We start from the raw sequence: 20,234 nt of genomic DNA on the forward strand, positions 1-20,234 counted from the left end.
TCATGCGTTCGCGTTCGCTCCGGCAACGATCTCCGATATTTCCTGGGTAATCGAGGCTTGACGCGCACGGTTATAAGCTAATGTGTAGCCGCTGATCATTTTCGTTGCATTCTTCGTAGCGGAATTCATCGCGGTCATTCTCGCACCGAACTCACTTGCTTTACCTTCCAATACAGCACTGTAAATAAGCGTTTCAGCATATTTAGGCAGCAATACTTCCAGTACGCCTTCTGGTGACGGCTCATACTCATAACTAGCAGCAGCCACGCCAGAAACTTCTTCCATCGGAAGCAGGCGAATCATGGTTGGAACTTGGGTAATCGCATTTTTGAATTGGTTGTATACCAAGAACAACTGGTCATAGGTACCGTTCTCGAAGTTCTTCACTGCTGCAGTAGCTACAGGTTTAATATCCGCGAATTTCGGTGAATCCGGAACCCCTGTCACTTCTTCTACAACTGGCATATTGCGTTTGCGGAAGAAATTACTACCTTTACGTCCGATTACAAAAATCGAATATTCAGCTGTCGATTTATGGTTTTCACGAATCTCGGTCATGACCTTCCGCAACACGTTAGCGTTGTAGCCTCCAGCCAATCCACGATCCGAGGTGATTACTAAATAGCCCGTCTTCTTCACTTCGCGTGACTGTAACATCGGGTGTTTGATCCCTTTGCTTCCAGCTGCAATGCTTTGAACGACTTCTTTCAACTTATCGGAGTAAGGACGTGCTGCTTCCGCAGAACGTTGTGCTCGTCTCAAATTCGCTGCAGAGACCATTTCCATCGCTCTCGTAATTTGTTTCGTGTTTTGTGTGGACTTGATTTGGCGCTTAATCTCGCGCATTCCTTTTGCCATACCTGCTCACCTCTCTTTTGAGGCTTAGAAAAGCCTTCATTCGAAGACCTGAACTCAGGCGATCAGCCTGCCCAGGATTAACACGATAGGTAGAGCTCCACTTCAACGTGAAGCTCTGTCATCATGATTTATACAGAAGCTGCGAAGCTCTTTTTGAATTGAACAATTGCTTCTACTAGCGCTTTATCGTTATCCGGAGTGATGTCCTTCGTATCACGAATGCTGTGTAGAATTTCTGGACGATTCGATTCCAAGAAAGCCAAGAATTGACCTTCAAAACGCGTTACGTCTTGAACAGGAAGATCATCCACGTGCCCTTTAACAACCGTGTAAAGGGAAGCAACTTGCTTTTCCAAAGACATCGGTTGGTGAACACCTTGTTTCAAAATTTCAAGCGTACGAACACCACGGTCCAAACGCGATTGAGTAGCTTTATCCAAGTCAGATCCGAATGCAGCGAATGCAGCAAGCTCACGATATTGTGCCAAGTCAACACGAAGTGTACCGGCAACTTTTTTCATCGCTTTCGTTTGTGCAGAGCCCCCTACACGGGATACAGAGTTACCAACGTTAACCGCTGGACGCTGACCTGAGTAGAACAAGTCGGATTCTAAGAAGATTTGTCCGTCCGTAATCGAAATTACGTTCGTAGGAATGTAGGCCGAGATATCGCCTGCTTGTGTTTCAATGAAAGGAAGTGCCGTCATGGAACCGCCACCCAGCTCATCATTCAATTTCGCAGCACGCTCTAGAAGACGGGAGTGCAAGTAGAAAACATCCCCTGGATAAGCTTCACGACCCGGTGGACGACGAAGCAAGAGGGACAACTCACGGTAAGCAGCCGCTTGTTTGGACAAGTCATCATAGACGATCAACACGTGCTCGCCTTTGTACATGAAGTACTCACCCATTGCGCAACCTGCGTATGGAGCCAACCAAAGCATTGGTGAAGGCTCGGAAGCAGAAGCTGTTACTACGATTGTGTAATCCAAAGCGCCAGCGTGACGAAGTGTTTCAACAACGCCTACAACCGTGGATTGTTTTTGACCAATTGCAACGTAGATACATTTAACACCGTTGCCTTTTTGGTTGATGATCGCATCGATTGCGATCGCTGTTTTACCTGTTTGACGGTCACCGATGAGCAACTCACGTTGTCCACGGCCAACCGGTACCATCGCGTCAATCGCTTTGATCCCTGTTTGCATTGGCTCATGTACCGATTTACGGGCCATAACGCCTGGTGCTGGGGATTCGATTGGACGGAATCCAGTTGTTTCGATTGGTCCTCTGCCATCGACAGGTTGACCCAGTGGGTTAACTACACGGCCGAGAAGCGCGTCGCCTACTGGGATTTCCATGATGCGGCCCGTACGTTTTACTTGGTCGCCTTCACGAATATCTTTGTAAGGTCCGAGAATAACGATACCTACGTTGCTTTCTTCCAGGTTAAACGCGTAGCCCAGAACGCCACTTGGAAACTCAAGCAGCTCGCCTGCCATTACGCTTTCCAAGCCGTGAGCACGAGCGATACCATCACCAACTTGAATGACTGTACCTACATCAACCACTTGGATATCGGAATTATAGTTTGCAATCTGTTGTTTAATCAATGAGCTGATTTCTTCAGGTTTGATACTCAACGAACTTCACCCCTATTCTTACAGTGCTTGTGTTAAACTAACGCTTTGGCCAAACGATCCAACTTGCCTGCCAAGCTTCCATCATATAAACGATCACCGATACGCACTTGAACGCCACCGAGCAATTTCGGCTCGACTTCATTCGAAACGCGAATCGTTTTACCTGTTACTTTGCTAAAATGTGAAGCAATCTCAGCTTGTTGAGCATCCGTTAACGCAATAGCGGAGTAAACAACAGCACTCGCTTGTCCTAGTGCTTCATTGGCTACCTTAACGTAGTCGTTAAGTAAAGCTGAAAGAATCGATTGTCTTCCTTTATCAATCAAGACCAGCAGCGTGTTCCACACCGGTTCGGAAACTTTGCCTTCGAAAATCTGCTTCAGCAGGTCCGTTTTCGCGGAAGTCCCGATGTTCGGATGGTTCAGGAACTTCTGCAAGTCTGCATTATCCCTAATCGCACTAGCTACAGATTTTAGCTCTTCTTCAACTTGGGAAATGATACCTTGTTCCTTCGCTACTTCGAATAGAGCTTTGGCATAACGCTTCGCTACGACGATGTCACTCATACGTTGCCTCCTACCTCTTTGAGGTAATGCTCAACCAGTTCTTCTTGTGACTTTTCATCGATTTGTTTCTCAATAATTTTGGATGCGATCAGAACGGACATCGCGCCAACTTGGCTGCGAAGAGCGGCAACCGCTTTGTTCTTCTCATTTTCGATATCCTTCAGTGCTTCGTCTTTCAGACGGTTAGCTTCTGCGCTAGCAGCATGAATAATATCATCAGCTTGTTTGGAACCAGTATGCTTCGCTTGCTCAATGATATCGTAAGCTTCCTTACGAGTTTGTTGCAGCGCTTGCTTTTGTTCCTCTAACAGTTGATCAGCTTGCTTGCGGCTCGCTTCAGCTGTTTGAATTTGATCTTTCACTAATTGTCTGCGTTTCTCCATCATTCCGAACAGAGGACCGAACGCAAATTTAGAAAGCAACAAATATAAAATTAAGAACGAGATAAGTTGAATCCAAAATGTGGACCATTCAATATGCAAGTAACGTCACTCCCTTCTGATAACATGGGCAAAACGAAGGCGTGGTGGCGACTATGGCCATCCCCGCCAAGCGGTTTCTTAAGCTTTTCCCATAAAGATGAACGCAAGAACCAATGCAACGACTGGCATTGCCTCTACTAGACCTACCCCGATAAACATTGTTGTTTGAAGCGTACCACGAAGTTCTGGTTGACGGGAAATACCTTCCAAAGCGCGACCTACGATCAAACCGTTACCAATACCTGCACCTAGTGCTCCTAAACCGAATACGATACCTGCTGCTACTAATGCTATTGCTCCCATTGATAAATCCTCCCTCAAATTCTTAAGTTTGTTTTGTGTATAAGTGACTCGAGACTTCCCGAGGTAAGTCTTTCTCTTAATGCTTTTCTTCGTGAATCAATGTTTGCGAGATATAAACCATGGTAAGCATCGTGAATACGAAGGCTTGAATCGCACCAACGAACACACTGAAGCCCTGCCATACAAAGAGAGGTGCAATTCCAAACCAGCCTGCTCCGATGATGACAGATATCATAATTTCACCTGCGTAAATGTTACCGTAAAGACGGAAAGCGAGCGTAAGCGGCTTGGATACAACTTCAATTAAATGAAGGATCAACATTGCCCCTTTGAACTCAAAGTAATGCGCGAAGTAATGCTTCGTATTGCGAGTAATCCCTAAATAGTGACTTAATACAATTACGATAACCGTAAGTGCTCCTGTAACAGCAATATCAGCTGTTGGCGATTTCCACCATGACACGTGATCTTCTGTCACAATCGAGAAAGGGAGACCAAGCATGTTGCCGATAAAGATATACATAATGAGCGTAAGACCTAGTGCGATAAAACCTTTACCGTGCTTCGATCCAATCGTGCTTCCGATAATGCCTTCTACAAACTCAATTGTCCATTCCATGAAGTTTTGCAATTTCGAAGGATTCGTTACAGATGCTCGGCTGGCCCCTGCGATCGCAAGGATAAGCACGATAAGTGTGGTAATTCCGATCATCAATAATGCAGATGCGTCGAAATGAAACCCTAACCACTCAAATTCTGGTACCTTATGTTCCATGTTTTCCATTTTCACCCCTTTCATCGAATGGAATTACTTCTTAGACTTCCTAATAGAAAGAATACCCAGTACGAGTGTTGCCAATTGAGCAAAAAAGTATCCAACGATCGTTGTAGATAACGCAACATGTTCGGGATACCTTACGGCAACCAAACCTACGAACCCAGCGATTGCTGCCCTAGTCAGGAAACCCAGGGTCACCTTGCGCCCGCTCTGCTCTATCGCAGCTGCTGCCAGCTTGTTAATCTTCCAGGCTAAAAACCTTGCACTGATCATACTCGCAATCGAACCAAGCATAATACCGGCAATGTAAATCCTGTAATCGACAAGAAGCGCCCATGCAGCCAAACAAAAGGATAAAAAGAAAAGAAATACATTTTGAACCGTTTTCAGAGTGGCTGAAAAGTCATCCATTATAGCCCTCCGTACTGCTTTATCATGAAGTAAATGCTAATGATTCCGGTTACAAGCCCTAGCAAGAATCCACCTAACAACCAGAGCTGTCCCCCTAGTGTGTGACTCAACCACTCGCCGAAGAAATACCCGGCTGCCAAACAGACTACTAGGTCGATACCTATTGCACTAGTTAGGGCTACTGCCCGCCATGGATTATCATTGGGATTTGGCCGTTTCATCGCATCCTCCTGAGAGCTTTCCGCATGGGAAAACCCGCTTCGTAGACATCCTGCTACGAATCCTCATTCATTGTATCGAAGCCATGCAAGGTTTGTCAATTGACAGAACTTCATTTGTGACTTCTCACAAAACCCCTCAGAGCCTTGCGGCTCTAGGGTTTGCGAGTTTCCAAACCAAACAGTCGAACTGTACGCTGTAGCGTTTGTCATGATTTTGTCACGGTTAGAATGTTTCAGGCCGTTCAGAGGTCCTACCGAAGTGATGGAGAATCGCTTGCACGATACGTTCGGACGCTTTTCCATCCCCATAAGGATTGGCAGCTTGGCTCATTGTGCTGTACAATTCGGGGTCCGTCAGCAGTGCGCGAGCGCGCTCGTAGACTTTCTCCTCATCGGTGCCGACAAGCTCCAACGTGCCTGCTTGAATGCCTTCTGGACGCTCCGTTGTGTCACGCAGAACAAGAACGGGCACGCCAAAAGACGGCGCTTCCTCTTGAAGCCCACCCGAATCCGTCAGGATCATATGGGTATGCGGGTAGAAGTTATGGAACTCACTCGCGTCGAAAGGTTCTACCAGCTTAATGCGTGGGTGATTCCCAAGAATCTCATGCGCAGGCTCTTTAACCGCCGGGCTTGGATGCACCGGATAAACAATCGCAATATCGTCGAACTCATCAGCGATCCGCTTCACAGCTCGGAAAATTTGGCGATGCGGCTCCCCTTGGGCTTCACGGCGATGCGCCGTCATCAAGATGAGCTTGCGTCCTGCCGCCCACTCCAGAACAGGATGGTTGAAGTTCTCTTTAACGGTGTATTTAAATACATCCGTTACCGTATTACCCGTCACATAAATTTGCGACTCGGATTTATTTTCCTTACGCAGATTGTCTGCGGACTGCTGTGTTGGCGCGAAGTGAAGATCCGCCAAAACGCCTGTTAGCTGACGGTTCATTTCCTCCGGGTATGGCGACATTTTGTTCCACGTACGAAGACCCGCTTCCACGTGTCCTACTTGGATTTGCTGCATGAATGCTGCATAGCTCGCTAGGAACGTAGTCAAAGTATCGCCGTGCACCAGAATCAAATCGGGCTTCGCCTCTTGAAATACCGGCTCCAAACCTTGGAGCACACGCATTGTAATCTCATTCAACGTTTGACGATCCTTCATCACATTGAGGTCAAAGTCAGGCGTAATTTTGAAAATTTCCAGCACCTGGTCCAGCATCTGACGATGCTGTGCGGTTACACAGACAAGCGATTCAATATGCTCAGGGTGCTTCTCCAGCTCCAAAATCAGTGGAGCCATCTTAATCGCTTCGGGTCTCGTGCCGAAAATCGTAATCACTTTAAGACGTTTCATCGGTTTTCTCTCCCCTTAGAGCTTTGCGTAGCAAAGCTTTCTTCGTAAGCATAAGCTAAGCTTTCCATACGAAAGCTCACTTCGTAAGCTTTGACTGAGCTTTCTGCCAGAAAGTTCACTTCGTAAGCATTTTGCCAATTACTTCGTGCCGAACAGACGATCTCCCGCGTCTCCGAGCCCTGGTACGATATAGCCATGATCATTTAAATAGTCATCAACAGCTGCTACATAGATATCCACGTCAGGATGCTCTTGTTGAACGGCCTTGATTCCTTCCGGTGCGGCGATCAAGCACATCAGCTTCATTTGCGTACAACCTCTGCGCTTGAGCACTTCAATAGCCATATTGGCCGAACCGCCGGTCGCCAACATAGGATCAATCACGATCAACTCACGTTCCAGCACATCTGTAGGCAGCTTCACATAATACTCGACAGGCTGAAGCGTGTCAGGATCACGGTAAAGACCAACATGACCCACTTTGGCCGCAGGCATTAGCTTCAATACGCCATCAACCATACCTAGACCAGCTCGTAGAATCGGAATTAAACCTAACATTCTTCCGGAAATAATTCGGCAATCTGCGGTTGTTACAGGCGTTTTCACTTGTACATGCTCAAGTGGCAGGTCTCTCGTAATTTCATAAACCATTAAAGTAGCAACTTCATCAACCAGTTCTCTAAAATCCTTCGTCTTCGTATTCTCATCCCGAATATAGGTAAGCTTATGCTGAATAAGCGGATGATCACAAATAAATAACTTCCCCATAATTTCCTCCTAAAATAGCTTCATTTTCTATGTATTTTGCAAAAATTAGCGTCATTGTACGACAAACCTCGTCCATTATATCATATGTTATCCAACTTATCCTCTGAAAAACCAAACCATCCCCGGACAGCGCGAAAAACCGTCCCGAGACACAAGAATCCCGGACGGTTCGTTTTATTGCCGCTTATACGGCTATTCGTTTCTCATGACGGCTATACCGGGTCTCCAGCCAGCGGAATAACCGCTCACAACCCCAGCAGATAACCCAATAAACAATAGATGCATCAAAATACATTTCCAAATAGCGATAACCGTCGCCCGCCACAATCTTCGCTTGAGCCATGACCTCAATCACTTTGATCGCAAAGGCCAGCGAAGTCCCTTTGATTAAATTAATAAAAATATTGCCCAAATTGGGAAGTGCCGTAACGAATGCCTGCGGCGCAATAATCCGCATCAGTGCCTGAGACGTCGTCATCCCGATCGACTGCGCGGCCTCCATCTGGCCAATTTCGATGTTGCTCAGCGCCCCGCGAATCACTTCTGACTGATAAGCCGCTGAATTAATCGTGAATGCAAGCAGAGCGATGGCTAGCGGCGACATATCCTGCAGCGGAATGTGCCATCCCCACTTTTCATTGAGAATATCAACGAGCAGCGGCGTACCGTAGAAGACTACGTAAAGCTGCACCAACAGGGGAGTTCCACGTATGAAGGAGACATACAAAGCCCCCGCCTTATCCAGCACAGGCACTTTATATATGCGGCACAAGGCGATTACAGAGCCCAGCAAAGTTCCCAGCAGCATCGAGATAATCGCGACAAACAGCATGGACGGGACGCCCTTCAACACCTCTGGGAATTTCTCGATGGCAAAAGCTAAACTGAATTCGACCAAAGCAGCCCCCTCCCTTCTCTTTATCCGGCAATACTGATATGGCCTTTTTTATAGTTTCTTTCCATGATCCGGAACCCTCTCTCAATGAGAATGCTGATAATCCAGTAGATCAGGGAGACCAGGATATACACTTGAAACGTATTTTTGCCATAATTATTCCCCAGAATAATCTGCACCTGACCCATAAGGTCAATGATGCCGATGGAGAAGGCCAGCGATGTTTCTTTTAATAAAATAATGACGTTGTTGCCCAGGTTAGGAATCGCAATCCCGAATGCCTGGGGTAAAATGATCCGTCTAAGCGACTGCCCGTAAGTCATGCCGATGCTGTAGGCCGCCTCCTGCTGCCCGCTGCCTACAGCTAGATAGGAAGAGCGAATGACCTCGGAGAAGAACGCCGAGCTGTGCAGCGAGAAGGTGATGACGGCAAAAATCATTTTATTCCAGCTATTCACGTCAATTCCGAATAGAATCAGCAGCTGCGGCAGTCCGTAATAGACGAGAAATAGTTGAACGATAGTCGGTGTACACCGCATGAAAGATAAATAAATCGTAGCCAGCCCATACAGATACTTGTTCTTCTGAATACGGGCGAGCGCAATCACCAACCCGAGCAATAAGCCAAACAGGAGAGAGGCCAGCAGAATCGTCAGCGTGACAGGCAATCTCTGAGCGATTCGCAGGACCAAATTCAGCGTTGTTTCCACTCCGGACCCACTCCTCTCAGGTTATTCCTTACGGAACTTATAGCCCTGCTGCACGAACTCCAAGCTTTTGAATACATCGACTTTGAACCATTTCTCCGAGAGTTTCGACAAACTGCCGTCCTTAATCAGTTCTGTCGTTGCTGCATCTACCTTCTGGGCAAGTTCTGTTTGATTTTTATTAAAAATGAAATATACCGGCTCTTTGGAGATAACACCGCCAATCTTCAAGTTCAAATTCAACTTCTTCACGGCATCTTCGAAATGGTTGATGTTCAGCAAATGCGCATCGTACTTACCTGATTCCACTAGCTTCAAGTCGTCTGCTGGCGTCGTCTTGTCAACATCCTCGATCTTGATTTCCTTGCCTGGGTGTTTCAGATTGTAATCTTTCAGAATATAACGGAACCCTGATACTGGGCTCATCGGCACTAATTTCTTGCCGACCAGATCATCCAGTGTTTTGATATCATTTCGATCTGGTTTCACCGCCAAACCAGTAATCGAATAGCCGAACTCTTGCTGCGGGTACAAATACTTTTTCTCCCGTTCCGGATTCTTGAACCAGAAATTAGCGGCAAACGCATATTTGCCTGTATCTGTCCCGATCAATTGGCCTTCGTTGTCGACCGATTCAAACTCGAATTTATATTCAGGCAGCTTTTTCTCCAATTCCTTCAAATAATCGATGATGAAGCCGGCTGGCTGATTCTTCTCATCCAGAAAGCTGAATAATGGCACCGGAACCGTGTTTAGTGCTGCTTTGACAACTTTGGGCGCTGCCTTGGCAGTTGGTGCTGTGGTCGTCGCGGGCGTATTGGTGGCTGCCCCCTCTTTGGTTGTAGCCGATTTGGCGCAGCCTGCCAAAATAATAATTAGAACGACTGCCAGAATAAGATGAATGCGTGGTTGTTTCATAGATGATTCCTCCTCAGTAGATGGTGTTTATAGGGATGCAGACGCCTGAACCTTGGACCAGCGATTGGCTGGGGAAGTCAGACCCAGATGTTCACGCAGTGTATGACCTGTGTATTCGGTGCGGTAGCGGCCTCTTTTTTGTAAAATCGGAATGACTTGATCCACGAACTCCTCTAGCCCTTGAAGATAGTGGGAAGGCATAATCGTGAATCCGTCGCAAGCAGCCTGATCGATCCATGATTCCATCAAATCAGCCAATTGTTCCGGCGTTCCAGCGAAAGTATGGTGGCCGCCAGCGGATATGACGTGCTGACTCATTTGCCTAACCGTCCATTTCTCGCGCTGCCCCAAATCTTTCAATAGCTGCAAGCGGCTCTTCTTGCTGTTGTTGGCTTCGGCATCGATCTCCCAGTAAGGGAACGGGCCGTCCAATGGATACGACGATAAATCGACGTCAATCGTGCCGGACAAGTTCCGTACTGCGATTTCGGGCAGCACGAGTTCATTGAAATAAACCTGCCGTTCTTTGGCTTCACGTTCTGTAGATCCAAGAATAGGTGCCAGTCCAGGCAAAATATGAAACTTCTCTGCATCACGTCCATAAGGCTCCAGCATCCCCTTCAGGTTCGCATAGTAGCGCTGGGCATCATGCAAATTGTCCTGCGCGGTGAAAACAACCTCCGCTTTGCGGGCGGCAAACTGGAGACCGCTTCCCGATGAGCCTGCCTGGAACAGCACAGGATGACCCTGTACCGGCCGGGGAATGTAGGAGCTGCCGCTGAAGGAGAAATGTGTATCCGAGTGTTCGATATCATGCACCTTGGCAGGATCGAGATAGATGCCCACTTCCCGGTTCGCAACCAGCGCATCCACTTCCCAGCTATCCCAGAGTTTCATCGCCACCTCGACGAATTCATTCGCCCGTTGATACCTCAGCGTATGATCCATATGGGCATCCTTGCTGAATTGGGACGCGATGCGCGGGTCCTGCGAAGTCACCATATTCCAGCCCGCACGGCCGCCGCTCAGATGATCCAGCGTGGCGAATCGGGCCGCTACATGATACGGATCGTTATACGTAGTAGAAAGTGTTGCCGTCAGGCCAATCCGCTCCGTAACAGCAGCCATCACGGAAAGCAGCGTCAGCGTATCCAGCGTAGGTATAGAACGTTCCTCCGCGACTCTCTCGTTCTGCTCTCCAATAGCGATCTGTTCCAGTATAAGAATCGTATCGAATTTCCCCCGCTCAGACAGCCTGGCGAAATCCTGATAAAAAGAAATATCCAACAGCCGCTCTGCCTGCGTTTCCGGGTGGCGCCATCCGCCTGTATGCTGACCGGCATTGAGAAGGAAGACGCCGAGGTGCAGTTGTTTTTTGGTTGTTGCCATACGTTAAACCCCCTTGCTGATTCGCTCGTTATCTGTCGATGTTAGCCCTGCCTGCTCCCTCAGAGTTGCCGCTGTATAGGCTGTTCGGAAAAGCCCGCGCCGCTGCAGCTCAGGAATAACGTGCTGGACGAATGCCGTAAGCCCGCTCTCAAGCAGCGGGAACTGGAGATGAAAGCCATCGCTCCCGTACGCTTGATACCAAGCCTCCATCCAATCTGCCAGCTGCTTCGGTGTTCCTACAAAGACATGGGTACCGGTTAATTCCAGCACACTACCCGTAAGTTCACGCAGCGTCGAAGCTGTGATCTCCGCTGCTTCCATTGCTGCCGTCAAGGCGGGGATCGCAGGCAGCGGGTCATCCAGCGGATAGGCCGCCAAATCCACCTCCAACAAATCAGACAGCAGCGCAAGCGCCGCTTGGGGATCAACAAGACCTCTCAATTCTACCGCTTTCTGACGCGCTTCCTCCTCCGTCCTGCCGAGAATCGGCGAGAGCGTCGTCAGCACTTTAATACTGCCTGGCGAATGCCCGGAGAGTTCCCGCTGTTTACCCAGCTTGGCATAGAAATCAGCAGCAGCCCTGATAGATGGCCTGGAACTGAAAATAATCTCCGCATCATCGCTGTTCAAGCCCCCCTGCTCTCGGCTCAGGCTAAGTCGGACAGGGTACCTTTGCGGCGGTCTAGGTATGCTTAGCGGACCGCGCACCCGGAAGTAGGGACCTGTGTGGTGGATGAGATGCACCTTCTCCGAGTCGATGTATCGGCCTGACGCCTTATCAATGATAACGGCGCCGTCCTCCCAGCTGTCCCATAGACGCTCTGCGACTTCAATGAATTCCTGACGGCGCTCTTGACGCTCGGCAGCCGACAACTCAGGCGGCCCGCCATAGCGGCGGTGCGGCTCCTGCCAGTCCGTGGCGCTGGCCAGCCATGCTATTCGCCCACCGCTCAGATGGTCAAGCGCAGCCAATTGGCGGGCAGCCGCGAACGGCTCCGTCACCGAAGTCGATATCGCTGCGCCAAGCCCGATGTGCGCAGTCACTGACGCTAGCGCCCCCAGCAAAGTAAAAGGCTCGAGCAGCAGCCCCGGCTCCGTGCCGGTGGCACGAAGCTGCGCGGCAATGGAAGTACGATCCAGGTATAACAGATCGAGCTTCCCCCGCTCTGCCAGCTGTGCGATACGGTAGAAATAGTCCGGTTCATGCAATTGCCTTGCTTTGACTTCCGGATGACGCCAACTCCCCGGATAATACCCGGCACCCTGTACCGACAACGCCAGATGCAGCTGCCCTCTTCTTGTCCCCATGTGCGTCCCCAACACCTTTCCTCTCTGTCATCAGACACAAACAAGAGGCTAAGAATCCACCTTGTTATAAGGGGGAAATTCTTAGCCTCCGGTCGTCCAGCCAGCTATTTTTTATTTATTTCTAATAAAAAGATTGAAATACCTTATTTCATATCGATATACTAGGTTTAATACAAAATAGCACGCCCTCTTTTTGGCGTCAACTGAATGATAAAGATCAAAGAAGAATGAATAGAATTGAAGAAAATGCCCATCATTTGACAGCTAGGAGGGTTGCCCACATGATCAAAGATCAATTTAATTTAATCCATATCAGTGAAGTCATGAATGAATTGGATGTCAGCCGCTCAACCATAGATCGCTGGCGGAAGACCAAACAACTCCCCAGTATGAAGATCGGGAAAGAAATCTATTTTGACAAGAACGAAGTGGTCCGCTGGTACAGACAGTTCGGTCAGGTTCGACAAGCTACTCCTAGCCTGACTGCCAACCAGACCCTGACCATCGGATACACGACGGTCTCAACCCATATGTGGAGCCCGCTCATCATCAAGGAGTTTGGACTTTTGGAAGAAGAATTAAGACGCATCAGCCCCAAGAATCGGATCGAAATCAAATGGCACCAAGCCAAGGATGGCATGGAGCTCGTGAAAGGCATGATTGCCGGCACCATTCATCTGGCTACTTTCGGCGATTACGCCCTCTCCGTAAGCCATACCATCAGTCGGCTGCTGCCGGACTTCCGTCCCATTCTGCTCGCTGCTGGCGGCAAATCCGCGGAAGGCAACGGGTTCGGGATGGTCGTCCCTACGAGCCTGAACCTGAAAAACATCTCCGAGCTAGCCACACTGCCCATTGCGACAACATTCCGCACCAATGCGGAGTTTCGACTGAAGAAAATGCTCGAATCCTACCATATGACCGAGCTCAGCATTATTCATCGTTCCATCGAAGAAAGCATGGAGAGCCTGCACCAGGGCAAATTGAGCGCTTCGATTATGTGGGAGCCGTTCCTCAGCTTGGCGCATCATCAGCGTGTTGGCAAATCCATTTTTGACAAAGAACTTGGGCTTGGTTTCATGGCAAGCGTCGTCGCTGACGAAAGCTGGGCCCATGCCCATGAGGATTTGGTCGTTGCCTATTTGAAAGCCCACCTGCTGGCGAACCGGCTCATGCGGGAGCAGCCCAACAAAGCAGCCAAATTCTTCAGCCTGGAAACTGGATTTCCCGAAGAAGTCATCCACCGCTCCATTTCCCAGATTAGATGGGATGCGGCGCTCTACCAATCGGATCTAACTCGTCTGAGTTATTTTGACTCGACCCGGCAGACAGATATTGCGTATAACATCGCCTATCTCCGTATCGCCGCTCAGGAGTTAAAGCTTCCGACGCTTCCCGTCCATCCGATCGCTGGCGCTTGGCAGCAGGATCATTATTATTAAGTTGAAAAAACACAAAAAAGCTGCCTTCAAGCAGATATCATCTACCTAAAGACAGCTTCTCATTTATGAGTTAAGGATTAGTAAGTCAAACCTGGGTAAAGCGGATATTGCGCCGTCAAATCTTTCACAAGACCGCGAGCTTTTTCCAGTACAGCTTCGTCTTTCGGGTTTTTCAGGGTAAGACCGATAACTTTGGCGATCGTTTTCATCGCATCTTCACCCATGCCACGGGACGTTACAGCTGGTGTACCCAAACGGATACCGCTTGTGATGAACGGGCTAGTCGGGTCGAAAGGAATCGCATTCTTGTTCGCTGTAATTCCGATTTCGTCAAGCACGTGCTCAGCATCTTTACCCGTGATGTTCAGGCTGCGAAGGTCGATCAACATCAAGTGGTTATCTGTACCGCCGGAAACTAGGTTGATGCCTTCAGCTGTAAGAGCTGTCGCCAATGCTTGTGCATTGTTGATCACATTTTGACCGTATACTTTGAAATCCGGCTGCAAAGCTTCACCGAAGGAAACAGCTTTCGCTGCGATTGTGTGCATCAAAGGACCGCCTTGGGAACCAGGGAATACCGCTTTATCAATCGCTGCTGCCCAAGCTTTGCGCGTCAGAATCATACCACCACGTGGTCCGCGAAGCGTTTTGTGCGTTGTTGTTGTAACGAAATGCGCATGCGGCACTGGGTTCGGGTGCAAACCAGCAGCAACCAGACCTGCGATATGCGCCATATCGACGAAGAACAATGCGCCTACATCGTTAGCAATGGATGCCAGAGCTTCGAAATCAATCGTGCGCGGGTAAGCACTTGCGCCAGCTACAAGCATGCGAGGCTTATGTTTGAATGCCGCTTTGCGAACATCGTCGTAGTCGATGCGGAAATCTTTTTCGCTTACGCCGTAAGCGACGAAGTTGTAAAGAATACCGGAAGCATTCACCGGGCTGCCATGCGTCAAGTGACCGCCATGCGCCAAGTTCATGCCAAGCACCGTGTCCCCAGGGTTCAGAGCTGCCAAGTAAACAGCCATGTTCGCTTGTGCGCCGGAGTGCGGTTGAACGTTCGCGTGTTCAGCACCGAAAAGCTCTTTGGCACGGTCGCGAGCGATATCTTCCACGATGTCTACGTACTCACAGCCGCCATAGTATCTTTTGCCAGGGTAGCCTTCTGCATATTTGTTCGTAAGTACAGTACCCATTGCTTCAAGAACGGCTTGGCTTACGATGTTCTCAGAAGCGATCAGCTCGATTTTGTCGCGTTGACGGCCAAGCTCAAGGTTCATTGCTTCTACGATTTTCGGATCTTGTTTGTTCAGAAAACTTGTCATGGGAAATTCCTCCTAGAAAATAGTCATATCTGTTTAATCATCATTCACCGAGGGAATAAGTTAACAATCCGCATCTGGTGCGGCTGTCTGGTATAGCTGCTCAGCTGTATCTGCCGAATAAACAGCTCGGATACCGCCGATAAGTTTGGGCCGTGTAAACGCCATGGTCACATAAGCATGACCCAGATGCCGCACGGGCGGCCTTGCAGGAACAGCGACACGACGCAGATGCATCCCAATCAGGGTACTGCCAATATCGATGCCGGCATGGGCCTGAATCGTCTCTACAACCACAGGCTTCGCAAAGTGGCGATAGGCGTAAGAGGCCATGGAGCCACCGGCTTTGGGAACCGGGATCACGGATACAGGCTCAAGCTGCGGTGCTAGCAGCAACAGCTCTTCTTCAATAACGAGAGCACGATTCAGATGCTCACAGCACTGAAAAGCAACATGCAGCCCGAATTCGCGGCTAATGCGCTGCACCGTGTCATAAATCGGCTTCGCCGCATCGAGCGTGCCCGACGTGCCAATCCGATGACCGAGAATTTCACTCGTGCTCGTACCGATGACCAGAATATGCCCTGGCCGCAGACTGCCTACTTGGATCAACTCTCGAAGATTCGTTTCCAAACCTTCAGCAACATGGTGAAGTATGGAATCTGTCATGATGGCGCCCGCTCCTACGATTGAACCGTGAAGCGATCTTCGATGCTTTGCACTTTATGAATGCGGTTCTGGTGGCGAACACCTTGGGAAAACTCGGTTTCCAACCAGATTTTCACGATTTCCTCGGCTACGCCGGGGCCGATAACGCGTTCCCCTAACGCAAGCACATTCGTGTCATTATGCTCACGCGTTGCTTTCGCCGAGAATAGATCATGGACAAGCGCACAACGGATACCCGGCACTTTATTCGCGGCGATCGACATCCCGATGCCCGTCCCGCAAATGAGAATTCCTTTATCGGCACCGCCGGAAACGACTTGCTCACAAACTTGAAGCGCATAGTCGGGATAATCCACCGAATCTGCACAGCTGCAGCCATAATCAATAACCTGATGGCCCAATGATTCAATAAAAGGAATGATTACATCTTTCAAACGATAGCCTGCATGATCTGCACCTAAGGCAATTTTCATGAATAGAACGCTCCTCATCTTCTTCGAATTCGACCATCCTATTATATCCCAAAGCGCGCTAAAAACGAAAAAAAGAGCGGACACGCTAGAATAAGCGCGTTGCTCTTTTGCCCAGGCGACCGGCCGTATAGCTCAATGCTCCATTGTGGTTGCCCCCACTCGTCGCCAGTTACATTGAGTCTTGATTGATACGTTTATTTTACCGCATTCCGGCTTAGGTGTAAAGATGTATCCTCATTTCCTAAGTGCGGATTTTCTTAACCAATTTATCCAAGCTGCTGCTGATCTCTTCCGCCGTTTGCCGATAAACCTCTAGAGGTCCGCCGAACGGATCGGATATGTCATAGTCAGGGATATCCTGCTCGAGCTGGTAGATCCGACTTCTTTCCTCCACAGAAACAGCTTGCGAAAGAGCCTGCTTGAGCTGAACCTCGGTCACGAGGCGTTCTCTCTCTTCAATCGCTTGCCGAACACGAGCATCGTCTTCCACATACTCTTTGAGCGTAAACGTCTTCTCCATCGCATCTGGAAACCGCTGAATGACGGTCCTTTTGTGCCCCATGGTCATGGTTAAAATGAGGTCGGCCCACTGTACTTCCGACTCCTGAATCGCTAGCGATGACAGCGAATCCTTGAAGCCCGCTTCCTGCAGAAGCGATGCGCTGTTCCGAGAAATAGGACCTCCGGATATGGCCGATACCCCTGCTGAACGAACCTCCGCCGCAAGCCCTTCTTGGTGCACCCGAATACGCAGCAAACCTTCTGCTAATGGACTGCGGCACGTATTTCCTGTACATACAAATAGAATTCGCAACTTGAAATCCCTCCCTTAAAGCTTCTATATCTTCATTGTATCATAGCAAAAACTTGATCCCAAACGCCAATAAAATCAGCCCGCCGAAAGCTTCACCATACTCACCAACCCAGCCGCTCACCCGTCTGCCAACCAGTAAGCCTGCAATCGATAGCAGTCCGCCAAAGAGACCGAAGATAAGTACTGTCAGTACAATATCCGTAGCAAACATGCCCAGCGATACCCCAACGGAGAACGAATCTATACTGACACTAAGCGAGAAAATCATTAACCCCCATAACGTTCTATGATCAAAGGAGGTCGCCTCTTCTCCACGAATCGAACTATACACCATATGTGAGCCTAGTAAAATAAGCAGGCATCCCCCGGCCGCAGTAGCTACATTACCAAGGAGCAACGAGACATATTGTCCCATGAACATCCCCATCAGAGGCATGATAATGTGAAAAAGTCCGATCACGAGGCTAATTTTCAAAATATCCAGCAAACGAATCCCTTTCATGCCAATGCCTATGCCCAAAGAAAAAGCATCCAGACCGAGAGCGATCGCCATAATAATAATCGTGACTAGCTGTCCCAATTCCACACCAGATACGTGCATCGTGCTATCCCCCTTGTCCGCTTTCTCTCCCAAGATATGCGGACAAACAGGGAATCATGCTAGCTAAACACGTACAAGCCTATGACCGGCTGCTTTGCGCAGACGATTCATAATGGCGAGGCCAATTCCGACTTCGGGGCAGCCTTCTGCCGCAATGTAAGCTATGCCTTGTTGATCGAATTGTCTTAACGCCGCATACAGGCCATGGGCAATCGATGCCGGTTCGGACAACGACCCGCAAGCAATAACCAGATCAGCGTCATACTGCGAGGCTCTCTCTTCGAAAGTAAGCACACCTGTGGATTCGCCTCGTGCTCGGGCAGCCCGAATATCTTGCTGAATCCAAGCCATCACAGCTTCAGCCTTATCCCCCTGCACAATGTGCATAAAGCCTTGCGGCGCATAATGCGTGTACTTCATTCCCGGAGCTCGCGGCGTTTCTGAAGCTTCAACATCTTCCCGTTCCGGTTCATGCATTCGCAGATTCGGAAGTACCGACCGCAGTTGCTCCGCGGTTACGCCCCCGGGACGAAGAATATACAGTTCACCGTCCGCCAGCTGAATCACGGTGGACTCCACGCCCACACCCGTTGCGCCACCGTCCATAAGACCGCCAATGCGTCCGTCCAAATCGTCTCTGACATGCTCCGCCAAAGTCGGACTGGGACGTCCTGAGCTATTGGCGCTAGGAGCCGCGATCGGCAGCCCGGCTTCACGCAGAAGCTCCAAAGCAACAGGATGATCCGGTATACGTATCCCCACCGTAGCAAGGCCAGCCGTTACCAACGGCGAAATGCCGCCTGTTCGCACAGGCAGCACAATGGTTAGCGGTCCTGGCCAGAAAACATCCATAAGCCGCTGGTGATCTAAGGTGACACTTTCCATCTCCACTAGCCCTGAAAGCTGCGTCCTATCAGCGATGTGGACAATCAGCGGGTTATCCGAAGGTCTTCCCTTGGCCTTGAAAATACGCTCCACAGCTTCCGTGTTCGTAGCATCTGCGCCAAGTCCATAGACCGTCTCCGTCGGGAAGGCTACCGTTTCACCCTCTCGCAGAAGCATTGCGGCTTCCGCCAAGCTGCTGATTCTATCGGTGCCCGAACCCGGTTCCACTTTCCAATACATTGTCACGCTCTATCATCCTTACTTCCCTAAATTCAATTTCAACTAAACCAAGAAGCAATCTTTTTGATCATTTCCCAGACGAAAAACTTTACTTCCGGTTGTGCGGCGGCAGCCACTGATGGCTGCGCCTCAGCTTTCACTTGCGGAGCGCTGCTAGCTTTGGCTGTTGATGCGGCCTTAACTGCAGGGGTCGCGGCGGCTTTGGTATCCACTTCTGTCTTAGCTACAACAGCTGCTGATGCTACCGCTTCTCCGGAAACGGAATCTACGAAGCATAATGGCGGGAACAGCACACACCACCAGTTCTGTCCTTCCCCACTGCCAATCGTAACCCGCAGCGCCTCATATTCACCTGCCGGATAGACTTGGTTGCCGTACATTTTCGTTGGAAAAGGAACTTTCCCTAATTCCACCGTATGGGAGTATGTGTAGCCGCGTGCTTCTATCATCTGTCCAACAAGCGTATCAAATTCAGCCAAGTGCGCATTGACTACGGCTCTTGCTTCATCTAGCGATTGCGGACCGACGACCCAAGTCTCCATACGAGCTATAATCGCGTCGCGAATCTCGCGTTTTAGGGCTTGATCCTGGGCAGAATCCGAGTTTGCTAGAATACGCAAACGGATGGATTCTTCCGGTATAGTAGGCGCGATAACCGCCGCATTCGTCCGATTGGATTCCCAACATGTAATCATCACAATAAGTGCAAAAGCTACGAATAATAAATGTTTGAATGATGGCCGTTCCGTTCTTTTTACCATTAGAAAAAGCCCCTTTCCCTTCGCTTCTACCAACCAGTATGGGCAAAAAGAGAAGAGGCTAAACCTAGTAATCTATGAAAATTGTAAAAATAATAGAGTTGGGTTGAGAGACGCAGGATGGGCTGAAGAGGGAAAATAACCTTTAACTTCTCAGTTTAAGTACTTCTAGCTGGTTTTATCCCAATCGTAAGGTTGTTTTTCAGCGTAAAAGTGGCCTTTTCTTAATTCGCTGCTATTATAACGCTGAAAAACAGCCTTAATTTCTTAATTTAAGTACTTCTAGCTGGTTTATCCCAGAAGCTTTGCAAAATATATGACATGATAAGGCATTGTGCTCCTTAGCGGCTGATTCACCTTTACGGAGCACATGCCGACTAGGAGGAAATTCAAAAAAATTTATAATAAGGTTTATATTTA

The 20,234-nt window shown here is 49.1% G+C and carries 23 protein-coding genes and 1 riboswitch; of the genes, 1 reads left to right on the plus strand and 22 read right to left on the minus strand.

What is annotated here, in order from left to right; all coding sequences use genetic code 11:
* From atpG to IEY34_RS33030, 15 genes are all read right to left on the minus strand, one after another.
* Complete coding sequence (gene atpG, locus IEY34_RS32960; protein ID WP_189020044.1) at positions 1 to 858, minus strand: ATP synthase F1 subunit gamma; 858 nt, start codon at positions 856 to 858, stop codon at positions 1 to 3.
* A gap of 128 nt (positions 859 to 986) precedes the next feature.
* A complete protein-coding gene (gene atpA / locus IEY34_RS32965) occupies positions 987 to 2,501 on the minus strand; it encodes a F0F1 ATP synthase subunit alpha (RefSeq protein ID WP_065854482.1) in 1,515 nt (504 codons plus the stop codon).
* A gap of 32 nt (positions 2,502 to 2,533) precedes the next feature.
* Positions 2,534 to 3,067 carry a F0F1 ATP synthase subunit delta gene (locus IEY34_RS32970; RefSeq protein ID WP_173226298.1) on the minus strand — a complete coding sequence of 178 codons (534 nt, stop codon included), beginning with the start codon at positions 3,065 to 3,067 and terminating at the stop codon, positions 2,534 to 2,536.
* The gene (gene atpF, locus IEY34_RS32975) at positions 3,064 to 3,549 is read right to left on the minus strand and encodes a F0F1 ATP synthase subunit B (protein ID WP_189020046.1); all 486 of its coding nucleotides are present in this window, start codon (positions 3,547 to 3,549) and stop codon (positions 3,064 to 3,066) included. Before atpF ends, IEY34_RS32970 begins: the two co-directional genes overlap by 4 nt.
* 78 nt (positions 3,550 to 3,627) lie before the next feature.
* Positions 3,628 to 3,852, minus strand: coding sequence for a F0F1 ATP synthase subunit C (gene atpE, locus IEY34_RS32980; RefSeq protein WP_028556930.1), 225 nt, complete (start codon positions 3,850 to 3,852; stop codon positions 3,628 to 3,630).
* 76 nt (positions 3,853 to 3,928) lie between these two features.
* The gene (atpB, locus tag IEY34_RS32985) at positions 3,929 to 4,627 is read right to left on the minus strand and encodes a F0F1 ATP synthase subunit A (protein ID WP_189020048.1); all 699 of its coding nucleotides are present in this window, start codon (positions 4,625 to 4,627) and stop codon (positions 3,929 to 3,931) included.
* 33 nt (positions 4,628 to 4,660) lie between these two features.
* Positions 4,661 to 5,041, minus strand: a complete 381-nt coding sequence (locus tag IEY34_RS32990; protein ID WP_189020050.1) for an ATP synthase subunit I — start codon at positions 5,039 to 5,041, stop codon at positions 4,661 to 4,663.
* Entirely contained in the window at positions 5,041 to 5,262 is a 222-nt protein-coding gene (locus IEY34_RS32995) for an AtpZ/AtpI family protein (protein ID WP_189020052.1), read from the minus strand. The genes IEY34_RS32990 and IEY34_RS32995 overlap by 1 nt, the downstream gene beginning before the upstream one ends.
* A gap of 223 nt (positions 5,263 to 5,485) precedes the next feature.
* Positions 5,486 to 6,622 (minus strand): non-hydrolyzing UDP-N-acetylglucosamine 2-epimerase, encoded by a 1,137-nt coding sequence (wecB, locus tag IEY34_RS33000; protein ID WP_189020054.1) that lies wholly within the window; start codon positions 6,620 to 6,622, stop codon positions 5,486 to 5,488.
* 138 nt (positions 6,623 to 6,760) lie between these two features.
* Positions 6,761 to 7,390 carry a uracil phosphoribosyltransferase gene (upp, locus tag IEY34_RS33005; protein WP_189020056.1) on the minus strand — a complete coding sequence of 210 codons (630 nt, stop codon included), beginning with the start codon at positions 7,388 to 7,390 and terminating at the stop codon, positions 6,761 to 6,763.
* 184 nt (positions 7,391 to 7,574) lie between these two features.
* Positions 7,575 to 8,288 carry an amino acid ABC transporter permease gene (locus tag IEY34_RS33010; protein WP_229757957.1) on the minus strand — a complete coding sequence of 238 codons (714 nt, stop codon included), beginning with the start codon at positions 8,286 to 8,288 and terminating at the stop codon, positions 7,575 to 7,577.
* 20 nt (positions 8,289 to 8,308) lie between these two features.
* A complete protein-coding gene (locus tag IEY34_RS33015) occupies positions 8,309 to 8,995 on the minus strand; it encodes an amino acid ABC transporter permease (protein WP_189020057.1) in 687 nt (228 codons plus the stop codon).
* Positions 8,996 to 9,016: 21 nt separating this feature from the next.
* Entirely contained in the window at positions 9,017 to 9,910 is an 894-nt protein-coding gene (locus tag IEY34_RS33020) for a transporter substrate-binding domain-containing protein (RefSeq protein ID WP_189020059.1), read from the minus strand.
* Positions 9,911 to 9,937: 27 nt separating this feature from the next.
* The gene (locus IEY34_RS33025) at positions 9,938 to 11,299 is read right to left on the minus strand and encodes an LLM class flavin-dependent oxidoreductase (RefSeq protein ID WP_189020061.1); all 1,362 of its coding nucleotides are present in this window, start codon (positions 11,297 to 11,299) and stop codon (positions 9,938 to 9,940) included.
* Between the two features lie 3 nt (positions 11,300 to 11,302).
* A complete protein-coding gene (locus IEY34_RS33030; protein WP_189020063.1) occupies positions 11,303 to 12,607 on the minus strand; it encodes an NtaA/DmoA family FMN-dependent monooxygenase in 1,305 nt (434 codons plus the stop codon).
* A 281-nt stretch (positions 12,608 to 12,888) separates the two neighbouring features.
* Here IEY34_RS33030 and IEY34_RS33035 point away from each other — a divergent pair, with 281 nt between their 5' ends.
* Complete coding sequence (locus tag IEY34_RS33035; RefSeq protein WP_189020065.1) at positions 12,889 to 14,049, plus strand: helix-turn-helix domain-containing protein; 1,161 nt, start codon at positions 12,889 to 12,891, stop codon at positions 14,047 to 14,049.
* A gap of 77 nt (positions 14,050 to 14,126) precedes the next feature.
* Here the strand turns inward: IEY34_RS33035 and glyA are convergent, their stop codons facing one another.
* The 7 genes from glyA to spoIIR form a co-directional block, all read right to left on the minus strand.
* Complete coding sequence (gene glyA, locus IEY34_RS33040; RefSeq protein WP_189020067.1) at positions 14,127 to 15,377, minus strand: serine hydroxymethyltransferase; 1,251 nt, start codon at positions 15,375 to 15,377, stop codon at positions 14,127 to 14,129.
* A 60-nt stretch (positions 15,378 to 15,437) separates the two neighbouring features.
* Positions 15,438 to 16,043: a TIGR01440 family protein gene (locus tag IEY34_RS33045; protein ID WP_189020069.1), complete on the minus strand. Its 606-nt coding sequence runs from the start codon at positions 16,041 to 16,043 to the stop codon at positions 15,438 to 15,440.
* Positions 16,044 to 16,057: 14 nt separating this feature from the next.
* The gene (rpiB, locus tag IEY34_RS33050; protein ID WP_189020071.1) at positions 16,058 to 16,516 is read right to left on the minus strand and encodes a ribose 5-phosphate isomerase B; all 459 of its coding nucleotides are present in this window, start codon (positions 16,514 to 16,516) and stop codon (positions 16,058 to 16,060) included.
* 102 nt (positions 16,517 to 16,618) lie between these two features.
* Positions 16,619 to 16,699: riboswitch (ZMP/ZTP riboswitch) on the minus strand.
* Positions 16,700 to 16,757: 58 nt separating this feature from the next.
* Positions 16,758 to 17,330: a low molecular weight protein arginine phosphatase gene (locus tag IEY34_RS33055; RefSeq protein ID WP_189020073.1), complete on the minus strand. Its 573-nt coding sequence runs from the start codon at positions 17,328 to 17,330 to the stop codon at positions 16,758 to 16,760.
* A 40-nt stretch (positions 17,331 to 17,370) separates the two neighbouring features.
* Positions 17,371 to 17,931 (minus strand): manganese efflux pump MntP, encoded by a 561-nt coding sequence (locus IEY34_RS33060; protein ID WP_189020075.1) that lies wholly within the window; start codon positions 17,929 to 17,931, stop codon positions 17,371 to 17,373.
* A 63-nt stretch (positions 17,932 to 17,994) separates the two neighbouring features.
* Positions 17,995 to 19,056 carry an L-threonylcarbamoyladenylate synthase gene (locus IEY34_RS33065; RefSeq protein ID WP_189020083.1) on the minus strand — a complete coding sequence of 354 codons (1,062 nt, stop codon included), beginning with the start codon at positions 19,054 to 19,056 and terminating at the stop codon, positions 17,995 to 17,997.
* 38 nt (positions 19,057 to 19,094) lie between these two features.
* Entirely contained in the window at positions 19,095 to 19,817 is a 723-nt protein-coding gene (spoIIR, locus tag IEY34_RS33070) for a stage II sporulation protein R (RefSeq protein WP_189020077.1), read from the minus strand.
* Between the last annotated feature and the right edge of the window lie 417 nt (positions 19,818 to 20,234).

The sequence above is a fragment of the Paenibacillus marchantiophytorum genome (assembly GCF_014640555.1).
GTDB classification, from domain to species: Bacteria; Bacillota; Bacilli; order Paenibacillales; family NBRC-103111; genus Paenibacillus_E; species Paenibacillus_E marchantiophytorum.